This is a genomic window from Herbaspirillum autotrophicum, assembly GCF_001189915.1.
GTDB lineage: Bacteria > Pseudomonadota > Gammaproteobacteria > Burkholderiales > Burkholderiaceae_D > Herbaspirillum > Herbaspirillum autotrophicum.
On sequence record NZ_LFLS01000001.1, the window covers coordinates 79,467 to 91,645 of the forward strand.

The 12,179-nt window shown below is 58.5% G+C and carries 8 protein-coding genes and 4 tRNA genes; 8 read left to right on the forward strand and 4 right to left on the reverse strand.

Going from position 1 to position 12,179, the window contains the following annotated elements:
* Nucleotides 1-65: 65 nt before the first annotated feature.
* The 3 genes from AKL27_RS00355 (at nucleotide 66) to AKL27_RS00365 (ending at nucleotide 4,065) form a co-directional block, all read left to right on the forward strand.
* Nucleotides 66-1,262 carry an acyl-CoA dehydrogenase gene (locus AKL27_RS00355; protein WP_050460593.1) on the forward strand — a complete coding sequence of 399 codons (1,197 nt, stop codon included), beginning with the start codon at nucleotides 66-68 and terminating at the stop codon, nucleotides 1,260-1,262.
* Between the two features lie 9 nt (nucleotides 1,263-1,271).
* Nucleotides 1,272-2,540 carry a CaiB/BaiF CoA transferase family protein gene (locus AKL27_RS00360; RefSeq protein ID WP_050460594.1) on the forward strand — a complete coding sequence of 423 codons (1,269 nt, stop codon included), beginning with the start codon at nucleotides 1,272-1,274 and terminating at the stop codon, nucleotides 2,538-2,540.
* A gap of 199 nt (nucleotides 2,541-2,739) precedes the next feature.
* Nucleotides 2,740-4,065, forward strand: coding sequence for an MFS transporter (locus AKL27_RS00365; RefSeq protein WP_408609747.1), 1,326 nt, complete (start codon nucleotides 2,740-2,742; stop codon nucleotides 4,063-4,065).
* A gap of 80 nt (nucleotides 4,066-4,145) precedes the next feature.
* Here AKL27_RS00365 and AKL27_RS00370 read toward each other — a convergent pair whose 3' ends face one another.
* Both AKL27_RS00370 and AKL27_RS00375 read right to left on the reverse strand, forming a co-directional pair.
* Entirely contained in the window at nucleotides 4,146-5,804 is a 1,659-nt protein-coding gene (locus AKL27_RS00370) for a peptide chain release factor 3 (protein WP_050460595.1), read from the reverse strand.
* Nucleotides 5,805-6,045: 241 nt separating this feature from the next.
* Complete coding sequence (locus AKL27_RS00375; RefSeq protein WP_050460596.1) at nucleotides 6,046-7,521, reverse strand: DUF3300 domain-containing protein; 1,476 nt, start codon at nucleotides 7,519-7,521, stop codon at nucleotides 6,046-6,048.
* 262 nt (nucleotides 7,522-7,783) lie between these two features.
* Here AKL27_RS00375 and AKL27_RS00380 point away from each other — a divergent pair.
* From AKL27_RS00380 to AKL27_RS00395, 4 genes are all read left to right on the forward strand, one after another.
* Nucleotides 7,784-7,860, forward strand: a tRNA-Pro gene (locus tag AKL27_RS00380).
* A 153-nt stretch (nucleotides 7,861-8,013) separates the two neighbouring features.
* Nucleotides 8,014-8,090 (forward strand) — tRNA-Arg (locus tag AKL27_RS00385).
* A 287-nt stretch (nucleotides 8,091-8,377) separates the two neighbouring features.
* Nucleotides 8,378-8,454 (forward strand) — tRNA-Pro (locus AKL27_RS00390).
* 105 nt (nucleotides 8,455-8,559) lie between these two features.
* A tRNA-Arg gene (locus AKL27_RS00395) sits at nucleotides 8,560-8,636 on the forward strand.
* Here AKL27_RS00395 and AKL27_RS28580 read toward each other — a convergent pair.
* Together AKL27_RS28580 and AKL27_RS00400 are read right to left on the reverse strand one after the other, a co-directional pair.
* Complete coding sequence (locus tag AKL27_RS28580) at nucleotides 8,624-8,755, reverse strand: hypothetical protein (RefSeq protein ID WP_269749165.1); 132 nt, start codon at nucleotides 8,753-8,755, stop codon at nucleotides 8,624-8,626. The genes AKL27_RS00395 and AKL27_RS28580 overlap by 13 nt on opposite strands.
* 60 nt (nucleotides 8,756-8,815) lie before the next feature.
* Entirely contained in the window at nucleotides 8,816-10,942 is a 2,127-nt protein-coding gene (locus AKL27_RS00400) for a TonB-dependent siderophore receptor (RefSeq protein ID WP_050460597.1), read from the reverse strand.
* Between the two features lie 146 nt (nucleotides 10,943-11,088).
* On the opposite strand from AKL27_RS00400, the gene AKL27_RS00405 reads away from it, so the two are divergent.
* Nucleotides 11,089-12,171: a PstS family phosphate ABC transporter substrate-binding protein gene (locus AKL27_RS00405; RefSeq protein WP_050460598.1), complete on the forward strand. Its 1,083-nt coding sequence runs from the start codon at nucleotides 11,089-11,091 to the stop codon at nucleotides 12,169-12,171.
* Nucleotides 12,172-12,179: the final 8 nt, after the last annotated feature.

Consider the following 12,179-nt stretch of genomic DNA (forward strand, 5'->3'; position numbering starts at 1 on the left):
CTTTATATTTCCTGCAACGGCGCGTGTTTGCGCCAACCCGCTACTACTTAGACCTTGAGGCCGCCATGACCACATCCCATACTTCCCGCGCCAGCTTTCACTGCGACGATCCCTTGCTGCTCGACGGGCAGTTGACCGATGACGAACGGCAAGTGCGCGACGCCGCCCGCGCGTACTGTCAGGAAGCGCTGGCGCCGCGGGTACAGATGGCGTTCCGCAATGAAACGACCGATCCGGCGATCTTCCGTGAAATGGGCCAGCTGGGTTTGCTTGGTGCCACGATTCCGGAAGCCTACGGCGGTGCCGGCCTGAACTATGTGTCGTATGGCCTGGTGGCGCGTGAAGTCGAACGTGTCGACTCCGGCTATCGCTCCATGATGAGTGTGCAGTCGTCGCTGGTGATGGTGCCGATCAACGAGTTTGGCAGCGAAGCGCAAAAACAGAAGTATTTGCCAAAGCTGGCATCGGGCGAGTGGATCGGTTGCTTCGGTTTGACCGAACCCAACTTCGGCTCCGATCCGGGCGGCATGATCACTCGCGCCCGCAAAGTGGCTGGCGGTTACAGTTTGAGCGGCAGCAAGATGTGGATTACCAACAGCCCGATTGCCGATGTATTCGTGGTGTGGGCCAAAGATGACGCCGGCGATATTCGCGGTTTCATTCTGGACAAGGGCGCCAAGGGATTGTCGACGCCAGCCTTGCACGGCAAGGTGGGATTGCGGGCCTCGATCACCGGCGAGATCGTGATGGACGAGGTGTTTTGTCCGGAAGAAAATGCCTTTCCCGAGGTGCGCGGTCTGAAGGGGCCATTCACCTGTCTCAACAGTGCCCGTTTCGGGATCAGTTGGGGTGCGTTAGGTGCGGCGGAAGATTGCTTCCAGCGCGCGCGTCAATACACACTGGACCGCAAGCAGTTCGGCCGGCCCCTGGCTGCCAATCAGTTGATCCAAAAGAAGCTGGCCGACATGCTGACCGAAATCGCGCTCGGCCTGCAAGGTTGTCTGCGACTGGGCCGCATGCGCGAAGAGGGCAGCGCGGCGGTGGAACTGACCTCGATCATGAAACGCAACAGTTGCGGCAAGGCACTCGACATCGCGCGCGTGGCACGTGACATGCTCGGTGGCAATGGCATCAGTGACGAGTTCGGCGTGGCCCGCCATCTGGTGAATCTGGAGGTGGTCAACACCTATGAAGGCACGCACGATATTCACGCGCTGATCATCGGCCGCGCGATTACCGGTATTGCGGCGTTCTCCAACTGAGCGCCGCGCATGCCGATCGCATTCCATCAAGCCGCCGCGCCGGCTGACGAGGTCCGGCCGCCGCCGCTGAACGGTGTCCGGGTGCTGGACTTGTCGCGCGTACTGGCCGGACCGTGGGCCGGGCAATTGCTGGCCGATCTCGGTGCCGATGTGATCAAGGTCGAACGGCCCGGCGCCGGTGACGATACCCGTACCTGGGGGCCGCCGTATCTGCGCGATGAAGATGGCCGCGAGACGGCGGAAGCGGCCTATTTTCTGTGCGCCAACCGCAACAAGCGCTCGGTGACGATTGATATGTCCCGCCCTGAAGGGCAGGCGCTGATACGGCAACTGGCGCAACAGGCCGATGTGTTGCTGGAAAATTTCAAGGTCGGCGGTTTGCAGCAATATGGGCTGGACTATGCGCAACTGGCGGCACTCAATCCGCGTCTGGTGTATTGCTCGATTACCGGCTTCGGCCAGACCGGACCTTATGCCCGGCGTCCCGGTTACGATTTCCTGATTCAAGGCATGGGCGGCCTGATGAGCGTGACCGGTCGCGGCGCCGATGAAGTCGGCGCCGGTCCGCAAAAGGTCGGCGTGGCGCTGACCGATATCACGACCGGCCTGTACGCCACCATCGCGGTGCAGGCGGCACTGGCTGAACGTGAGCGGTCGGGACGTGGCCAGCATATCGATCTGGCCCTGCTGGATGTGCAGATCGCCTGCATGGCGAGTCAGGCTTCCAACTATCTGGCTGGCGGCGTGGTGCCGCATCGCATGGGCAACGCTCATCCGAATATCGTGCCGTATGCGGATTTCCCGACCGCCGATGGCGACATGATTCTGGCGGTCGGCAACGATCAGCAATTTGCGCGTTTTTGCGGCATCGCCGGCCACCCGGAATGGGCCGACGATCCGCGCTTTGCGACCAATCCGGCGCGCGTCGCCAATCGTGCCGTACTGGTGCCGCTGTTGCGGCAGGCGACAGTGATGCGCAGTACCGCCGAATGGATTGCCGCACTTGAAGCGGGTGGTGTGCCATGCGGGCCGATCAACCGCATGGATCAGGTCTTTGCCGATCCTCAGGTACAAGCGCGCGGCATGCGCATCGGATTGCCGCATCCGCTTGCCGGTACGGTACCGCTGGTGGCCAATCCGATTCGTCTGTCCGGTTCGCCGACGTCATACCGGCATGCGCCGCCGCTGCTGGGGCAGCACACCGGTGAGGTGCTCAGTGAGTGGCTCGGCATGGATGCGGCTGCGCTGGCCGCCTTGCAGCACAACCGGGTAATTTGATTCGCCGGCAGCGGCCAATCCACCTGAACCCTGAATCGAAACAATATTCTGCGCTGCACTGCGCGGCTGGCTTCGTGCAGCCGTTTGCGCTGAGTGCCTGATCAATCTGGTTGCTGCATCCATCTCATGCAGTCAGGACCTGCCGTAACAACAGTACGCAAAGTACAACGGCAACATCGAGGAGACAATAATGAACACACTGGCAGCAACACGCGACAGCAGCACCGGGCATCTGCCGGGCACCGGGGAACTGACTTTCGGCGGCCGCCTGCGCTCGATTTTCAGCGGTTCGGTCGGCAATCTGGTGGAGTATTTCGACTGGTATGTCTATGCTGCATTTTCCTTGTATTTCGCACCGAAATTTTTCCCGGCCGGCGACCAGACCGCACAACTGATGAATACTGCGGCGGTATTTGCCATCGGCTTTCTGGTACGGCCACTTGGCGGCTGGCTGCTCGGCAGTTACGCTGACCGCAAAGGGCGCAAGGCGGCGTTGCTGGTATCGGTCATGCTGATGTGTTTCGGCTCGTTGCTGATTGCCTGCATTCCGGGCTATGACGTGATCGGTTTCTGGGCGCCGGCGCTGTTGCTGCTGGCGCGCTTGTTGCAAGGCATCAGCCTCGGTGGCGAGTACGGCAGTTCGGCCACTTACATCAGCGAGATGGCCACGCCCAACCGTCGCGGTTTCTATTCCAGTTTCCAGTACGTCACCATCATCATGGGACAGTTGCTGGCGCTCGGTTTGCTGATCCTGTTGCAAAAGGTATTTCTGACGCAAGAACAACTGGCAGAGTGGGGCTGGCGCATTCCCTTTTTTCTCGGCGCGGTGATCGCATTGCTGGCAGTCTGGATGCGACGCAACATGGCGGAAACCGAATCTTTCAGCGAGCATCGCGCCAGTAGCAAGCGTCACAGCAATCTGCGCGAACTGGCGCGCCATCCGCGCGCGGTCATGACGGTAGTGGCGCTGACGGCGGGCGGCACGGTTTCGTTTTATACCTTCACCACCTACATGCAAAAGTATCTGGTCAATACCACCGGCTTCAGCAAGGACGATGCCACGCTGATATCGTCGATTGCGCTGCTGGTGTTCATGTTGTTGCAACCGCTGGTGGGGTTGATTTCGGATTTCATCGGCCGCCGCCTGATGCTGATTTTATTCGGCCTCGGCGCCACGCTGTTCACGGTGCCGCTGCTGACAGCGCTGGCGGCCAAGCAAAGCATGGGCAGCGCCTTGACCTGGTATTTGCTGGCCTTGGTGATTACCACCGGCTACACCTCGATCAATGCGATTTTCAAGGCGGAATTGTTTCCGGTGCATATCCGCGCGCTCGGGGTCGGCTTTCCGTTTGCAGTGACGGTGTCGGTATTTGGCGGTACCGCCGAATACCTGGCGCTGTGGCTCAAGAGTATCGGTCACGAAAGCTGGTTCTATTACTATGTCAGCGCTTGCGCCGCCATGTCGCTGATCGTGGCATTGTGCATGAGGGATACCAAGGCCCATTCGCAAATTGACCGCGACTGAGGCTGAACGCTGAGGCCACAATTGCTGCGCGCAAAAAAATGGCACGCCGTTGAGCGTGCCATTTTTGCTGTTGCCGGATGTCAGTCCAGCTTTGCCGCGTGTTCGCGGGTGGCGTGGAACACCACTTGCGGCCAGCGTTCTTGCGTCAGGCGCAGATTGACGCCGGACGTCGCCAGATACGCCAGATTGCCGGCCGCGTCATGCGCCAGGTTATGGCCGGCTGAAGACCGTTCGAAATCGGCCAGCATTTTCTTGTCTTCGCAAGTGACCCAGCGCGCGCTGCTGATGCTGGTGCCTTCAAACACGGCATCCACGCCATACTCATTGAGCAAACGGCTGGCCACCACTTCAAACTGCAGTACGCCGACCGCACCCAATACCAGATCGCTGTTATTGGTGGGCTTGAATACCTGGACCGCACCTTCTTCGCCCAACTGTTGCAAGCCTTTGTGCAATTGCTTGATCTTGAGCGGATTGCGGATGCGGGCAGTGCGGAAAAAGTCGGGTGCAAAATACGGAATGCCGGTGAACTGCAACAATTCGCCTTCAGAGAAACTGTCGCCGATCTGCATGTTGCCGTGGTTCGGCAAGCCGATGATGTCGCCGGCATAGGCTTCTTCCACCTGTTCGCGGCTGGAGGCCATGAAGGTCACCACCGACGACACTTTGATTTCGCGATTGAGGCGCAGATGCTTGAGTTTCATGCCGCGTTCGAAGCGCCCCGAGCAGACGCGCAGAAAGGCAATGCGGTCGCGGTGAGCCGGGTCCATGTTGGCTTGGATCTTGAACACGAAACCGGAGAACGGTGCTTCCACCGGTTTGACGGTGCGCACGGTGGCATCGCGGCCGCCCGGTGGCGGTGCCCAGTCCAGCAGGGCGTCGAGAATTTCGCGCACGCCGAAATTGTTGATGGCGGAACCGAAAAAGACCGGGGTCTGAATCCCGGCCAGGAAATCTTCCAGGCTGAACGGATGCGAGGCGCCATGCACCAGTTCGACTTCCATCTTCAATTGTTCGATTTCCAGCGGGAACATGCTGGCCAGCTTGGGATTGTCGATGCCCTTGATGATCTCGACATCGGCATTGGCGCGTTCTTCGCCGGCCTTGAACAACATGATTTCATCACGCAGCAAGTGATACACGCCGCGGAAATTCTTGCCCATGCCGATCGGCCAGGTGACCGGCGCGCACTGAATCTTCAATACCGATTCCAGTTCGTCGAGCAGTTCCAGCGGATCGCGGGTTTCGCGGTCCATCTTGTTCATGAACGTGATGATCGGCGTATTGCGCATGCGGCAGACATTGAGCAGCTTGATGGTCTGTTCTTCCACACCCTTGGCGGCATCGATCACCATCAGCGCCGAGTCGACGGCGGTCAGCACGCGATAGGTATCTTCCGAGAAATCCTGGTGACCCGGGGTATCGAGCAGATTGACCACATGGTCGCGATATTCAAACTGCATCACCGAGCTGGCGACCGAAATGCCGCGTTGCTTTTCAATCTCCATCCAGTCCGAGGTCGCATGGCGGCCGCTCTTGCGGGCCTTGACAGTACCGGCCAGTTGAATCGCGCCCGAAAACAGCAACAGTTTTTCGGTCAGCGTGGTTTTACCCGCATCCGGGTGAGAAATGATGCCGAAAGTACGACGGCGGGCGACTTCGCGCGCGATCAGTTCCAGCGGTGCTTTATTGGTCGGGACGGCATCGTCGCCGGCGGAATCGGGAGTGATATCTTGCATTTCGGGTCTGTCTGGCTTCAGGCAATGAGTCGGGCAATGGTGAGCGTCAACGCCGGCAACCTGCCTGCGTGACCCGAAACGTCGCAAAAAACAAAGGCTTGGACGATCCAAGCCTTTGTTTTTTCAGCATTTTAAAGATGCCGGGCGACGTTCCGAAAGCCGCGATTATAACGTATCCGGCTGCGCCCCAAGGCCGGCACGGGCAACTTTTGCCGCTGCCGGCCAGTTTCGGCGGATGTTGCTACCGGTCGCGCTCACGTCGCTCGCCGCCGCCTTGCGGTTCTGCGCGCTCAGGGCGTGCATGTTCGGCTGGCTGTGGTCGCGGCTGCGGCTGCTGTGCCTGCTGCGGCCGTGGCTCAGGGGCACGCGGGGCCTCTGGTGGCCGCACTGCGGCACGCGCCTGTGCTTCCTGCTGATGTTGCTGGCGTTGCATGTCCTGCTGCTGGCGGTGTTGCTGTTCCTGTTGTTGCCGCTGCTCCTGCTGACGTTGCCCGTTGGCACGTTGTTCGTTTTGCCGCTGCTCGTTCTGCCGTTGTTCGTTTTGACGTTGTTGATTCATGCGCTGTTCATTGGCGGCATTGGCGCGTGCTTCGGCTGCGCCGGCGTCATTGTTGCGTTGATTACGCTCGGGTCCCTGAGCATTCGGTGGCAATTGCGGCGCCGGACCGGCCGGGCGTGCTTGCGGTGCCGGTCCCGGGTTGCCCGGCGTCGGTTGCGGGCGGTTGCCACGATCTTCGTGATCGCGCGCAGGTCCGCCGTTCGGGCGCGGCCCCGGCGCCTGGGCTGACGGTGGTGCTTCAGGACGTCCCTGGCCGCGGTTTGGTCCCTGACCCGGGCCGTTGCCGATGCGAGGATCAGCGCCGCGTTGCGGGTAGCGGTTGTTGTGCTGCCAGACCGTTGGCCGGTTATTGCCGGAATTGTTGCCGATATTATTCGTCACGTTATTGGTGACATTGTTGATCCGGACGTTATTGATCAGGACCTGATGTTGCCGCCAGTCAGGACGGGCATCGTTGAATACCGAATGGATGATGCCGACGCCGGCGCCGAAGAAGATGCCGACGCCAATGCCAACACTATATTGCGGCGGACGATAGCGTGGGGGCGGCACCCAGTACACGGGCGGCCGGTCTGGCCACCACCAGCCGCCATAAATCACGGTCGGGTTGTAATAGGGCACATAAATGACTTGCGGATTCACCGATTCGATCACGATCACGCGTTCTTGCTGAAGAATCCGCTGCTGACCGTTCGATTGCAGATGGCCCGCCATTTGCGCACGCATCCGCAGGTTCTGTACGGTATCCATGACATTGGCCTGCTGCGATAAAAAGGCATTGCCGAGTTGCTGGGTCCAGTCCAGTTTATCGTTCATCATCGCCAGTACCGATGGAAACTGCACCAGCGATTTCACGCTCGGATCCCAAGGCATTGGCGACACGGCGCGTGCCAGGCCATCGCCTTGCAAACCGGGGCGGCTGTCAACGAAGCGCGCGGCTTGCACCACTTCCAGCGGATAGGTGGCCGCCATCAGTACCTGCGCCAGCAATGCATCAGGATACAGTGCTACCGGCGCCAGCATCTGATCGAGTTCTTCCTGGCTGTAAATAACCGGAGGCGGGGGCTGATTGTAATCCTGCGCGGTGGCGATGCTGCTCATGCCGGAGGCGAGGGCAAGGACGGTGCACGCGAGCCATGCGAGTCGGTTTTTTTTCATGGTGGTTCTCCTGAATTAGCGGCGAAGACACCGGTTAAAGTGCGACGCTTGTGCCGAGTATGATCCGGCCGCTGTGCGGGTCAAGGTGTAAGCGAATTGCAACGAGTGTTTCAGATAGACATATCCGGCCATGTTTATCGCGGCCGCCTATGAAAACAGGGCAGATTTTGTGCGGGTCACTTTTTTTGCCGCGTAAAAAATATAGGGAATTTCACAAGAAGTAGTTGACCGAATCACGTGGCCCGGATATTATCTTGCTTCTCGGAGTGTAGCGCAGCCCGGTAGCGCACCTGGTTTGGGACCAGGGGGTCCAAGGTTCGAATCCTTGTACTCCGACCAAAATTAAGCTGTAATGAACGGGCTGTCGAAAGACAGCCCGTTTTCATTTCCGCGACGGTTTTTCAATAAAATCCTGCATGTGTTTTGCAAGATACCAAAAAAAAGCTGCAAGCAAAGTTCAAGGCAGCGTTTCAAGCAGCAGCGTCTTCCGTTCTGCCCTTAGCTCAACCGGATAGAGCAATGGCCTTCTAAGCCATAGGTTAGGGGTTCGATTCCCTTAGGGCAGGCCACACCTCTCTCTGTTTTTCCATTTGTTCATTCATTGCCGTTCTCATGCATTCCTGTATGCCCGGAACACTTGCACAAGTGTCGGATACGGTTTCATGGCGCGATAAATTGCCGTCCAGTTCCCGCTGCAGAAAGTGATGCATGCGACGAATGTCCGGTCGGATCAGGCATTCGCCAGCGGTTGGACTTCGTTCCGGATTTCGCTGTGAGACGCTGCAGAAAAAATATCTGCGCAAAACCCGGATTTTGCTGTTGATCAGAATAGGAATTCTGGTATTATCTCGCTCCTCGGAGTGTAGCGCAGCCCGGTAGCGCACCTGGTTTGGGACCAGGGGGTCCAAGGTTCGAATCCTTGTACTCCGACCAAAATTAAGCTGTAATGAGCGGGCTGTCGAAAGACAGCCCGTTTTCATTTCCGCAGACCATTCAGGCACTGCCGCAGTCAACACGGCGTTGCCCTGATTTGCCGATCTGCCCTTAGCTCAACCGGATAGAGCAATGGCCTTCTAAGCCATAGGTTAGGGGTTCGATTCCCTTAGGGCAGGCCACTTTCCTCCATACCGGTTTTCATTTCCCGTTCTCCGCATCGTTTCTTCAGCGCCCGGCGTGAATCGCCGGCATGCTGTTCCATCGTCATGCCTGAACCGAAAACAATGAAGCCGCCCATCAGGCGGCTTCATCATTTGCGCGACCTGTTCAGATCACGCTGCACTTCATTGCGTACGCATTAAAAATCGAGGACCGCACGCAAAATGATTTCACGCGGATCGCCGAGCGACACATAGATGTTGCTACCCGATGAAGAGTAGTAAGTCTTGTTGAGCAAGTTCTTGACGTTGAGTTGCAGGCGCAGCAGCTTGCCGTCGAGCTTGGTGTCGTAGGAGGCGAAGGCATCGACAACCTGATACGGATCAAGTGTGAAAGTATTGGCGCTGTCACCGGCACGCGAACCGACGTGGCGCACGCCGGCACCGCTGCGCCAGCGACCGCCGTTTTCCATGCGATCAAAGTCATAGGTCAGGAATACTGAACCGCTTTGACGTGCGACGTTGGCCAGGGCATTGCCCTGATAACGCGTGTCTTCGACCACGACGGCATCGGTGTAGGCATAGGCGCCGATCACTTTTAATTGGCGCGTGATGTCGCCGGAAACATCCACTTCGATTCCGCGTGAGCGTGCCTTGCCAGCGGCACGTATTTGCGTGATGCCGTTAATTGGAGGGTCTTGAACCTGAACGTTGGTCTTGTTGATGTTGTACAGCGCGATAGTCGCCGTCACGCCTTTTTGCATATCGAATTTGGCGCCGACTTCGAAGGATTTGCCTTCTTCGGGTGGCAACGCCGTGATCACGGTGGCGATGGAGGTATTGGGCTTGAACGATTGCGCATAGCTACCGTACAACGCGACGCTGTCATTGATCTTGTACACCACGCCGGCGCGCGGAACGAGTTTGCTGCCCTCAACATCACTGCCGACGATGAACGGCCGGCCTTTGCCTGCCATTTCGGTATAGGTCTGGTAACGCAGTCCGGCCTGCACGATCCAGTGTTCATCGAGATGAATGGTGTCTTGGGTGAAGACCGAGTACGAACGCAGCTTGTCGGTCTGGTCGCTGTCCGGTGCGCTGACCGCAGTCGAAAAGGGCAAGAGACCATACACCGGATTGTAGACATTGAAGGTCGCGTTCGGATTGCCGCGAATCAGGTCGCGCCGGTAAATGTTGCTGTCTTCGGCATCGGCGCCGAATTGCACTTCATGTTTGGTCGAACCGAAATCCAGATTGCCACTCAAGACTGCTTGCCAGACGTGTTGCTGGCTGACGGCGCCACGTGTGCCGTCGGGGCGGCGGGTGAGAATGCCGGTGACCGGATTCAGGCTGACCGGACGTGCCTGGTAATCGTCATAACGATTGCGGTTGTAGCTGTAGGTAAGGTCAGTTTTCCATTGCTCATTGAAGCGATGCTGGCCTTGAATCGTGAAGAAATCCGAATTGCCCAGCGTGCGGTTGTAGGGTTCGTCGATGCGGCGGTCGCTGGGGATGGCAACCGGCTTTTTGGTGCGCAGATCGATGACCGTGCCGCGGTCGAAAGGTTGTTCGTAATCGGTATGTTCATACGAGATGCGCACGGTCGAATCGCGTCCGTACCACGCCAGTGAAGGCGCGATCACGGTTTGCTTGTCGCTGCCGAAGCTGCGCCAGTAGTCGTCGTTGCTGTAATCGGCGATCAGGCGATAGGCGAGGCCGCTGTCGCCGATGGGGCCGGTCAGGTCGAGCGAGCCGCCACCGCCGAAATTGGATTTGGTGCCGATGACCTGACCCTGAAAATTCAATTGCGGTTTCTTGGTCACCATGTTGATGACGCCGCCCGGGTCCATGGTGCCGTACATGATCGAGGCCGGTCCCTTGAGTACTTCGACGCGCTCGGTAGTGAAGGTCAGGTTGCGCGCCAGCACGGTGCGCACGCCGTCGCGCAGGATCGAGCCATCGCGGTTGAAACCGAAGCCGCGCTTGATCAGCGCATCTTGCGTGCCGCCCAGCGTGTTGGCCTGAGTGATGCCGCTGACGTTGTACAGCGCTTCATCGATATTGCGCACGTCCTGATCTTGCAGCACCTGCGCCGGTACCACGGCGATTGCCTGTGGCGTATCAATCAGCGCCGCATCACTGCGGGTGGCGGTGGTGGCGCGCTTCGGTTGATAGCCGCGCTCTTGGGCGCGCTCTTGAACGATGATGCCCGGCAACTGGGTTTCATCCTGTTTTTCAGGTGCAGTTGTCTGGCCGTGTGCGGTCGTAAACAGCGACATCAAAATGATGGCGCCGCCGGTGGTGCCGGTCTTTTTTATTCGTTTCATCTTCCCTTGATTCCGATTGAATATAGAATTTTTACGAATTATAAATGATAATCATTCTTGTTGTGGCGCTATAATCGGCCCGTTTGAAGATAGTGATGCTTCAGCGTCATTCCTTTTTGTCCACGAATAAATCTGATCAACCCGCCATGAAAACCTTCACTCATTCCCCTTCGCGTCTCGCACTGCAAGCGGCAGCGGTCAGCCTGATGCTGGCCGCAATCTCCGGGTTGGTGCCGGCGCAGGCGCAAGACATCGTCGTCGATGCGGCATTGCCGGCGTATCAGCCGCAGCCTGTCGCACCACCAAAAAACGGACGCGATGTGCGCTATGTCGCCGCCGACGGCAGCATCAAGATCGTCGGCGCCGATCATGCGCGTTTCGTCATCGAAGGGTTCAATGCGCTGTTCGTGCAAACGCATCCGGGTGTGCGTTTCAATCTGGATGGGCTCAAGGGCACGACCACGGTGATGCCGGCGCTGACGCATGGCACCACGCCATTCGGGCCGATGGGGCGCGGCTATAACCGGGTCGAACTGACGCCGTTCAAAAAAATCGTCGGCCGCGCTCCGGTGGAAATCCGCGTGGCGCATACGGCGACCGATACCTCGGCCCATCTGGCCACCGCGCTGGCGATATACGTCAACAAAGCCAATCCGCTGACGCAACTGACGACGGCACAGGTCAAACGCATTTTCACCACCGGCAGCCCCGACGGCAGTCTGTCGCGCTGGGGCCAGCTCGGGTTGACCGGTGACTGGGCCAACCGCGTGATTCATCCTTATGGCACGCCCGCGCATACCGGTTTCGGCTCCTACATGGGCAAGGCACATTTCAATGACCAGACCTACAGCCCGAACTACGAGCAATACGGCAATACCACGGCCATCCTGAAGCGCCTCGCGGCCGATCCGGCAGGTATTGCGTTCGCCGCAATCGGCAAGGAGGGCGGCGACCTGAAGCAGATCGCGATTGCCGATCATGAAGGCGGGTTCTATTCGAAGGGGGCGCTGGAAGATCTGCAAAACAATCGCTACGCTTACGACCGCTTTTTATATTTTTATGTGCGACGCGAGCCGCACCAGGCGGTCGATCCTTTCGTGAGGGAATATTTCCGTCTGGTTTTTTCAAAAGAAGGCCAGCAAATCATTGCTTCGCAAGTCAACGGTTATACCCCGTTGAGCGCGCAGGAAGCCGCCGCCGAACTTGCCAAACTTGATTCTATTGACTAAGCGGAACC

What these genes read in the sequence shown, in the direction of transcription:
- AKL27_RS00355 (WP_050460593.1), top strand. Translation starts at nt 66, where the DNA reads ATGACCACATCCCATACTTCCCGCGCCAGCTTTCACTGCGACGATCCC.
- AKL27_RS00360 (WP_050460594.1), top strand. Translation starts at nt 1,272, where the DNA reads ATGCCGATCGCATTCCATCAAGCCGCCGCGCCGGCTGACGAGGTCCGG.
- AKL27_RS00370 (WP_050460595.1), bottom strand. Translation starts at nt 5,804, where the DNA reads ATGCAAGATATCACTCCCGATTCCGCCGGCGACGATGCCGTCCCGACC.
- AKL27_RS00375 (WP_050460596.1), bottom strand. Translation starts at nt 7,521, where the DNA reads ATGAAAAAAAACCGACTCGCATGGCTCGCGTGCACCGTCCTTGCCCTC.
- AKL27_RS28580 (WP_269749165.1), bottom strand. Translation starts at nt 8,755, where the DNA reads ATGGGCGGCTTCATTGTTTTCGGTTCAGGCATGACGATGGAACAGCAT.
- AKL27_RS00400 (WP_050460597.1), bottom strand. Translation starts at nt 10,942, where the DNA reads ATGAAACGAATAAAAAAGACCGGCACCACCGGCGGCGCCATCATTTTG.
- AKL27_RS00405 (WP_050460598.1), top strand. Translation starts at nt 11,089, where the DNA reads ATGAAAACCTTCACTCATTCCCCTTCGCGTCTCGCACTGCAAGCGGCA.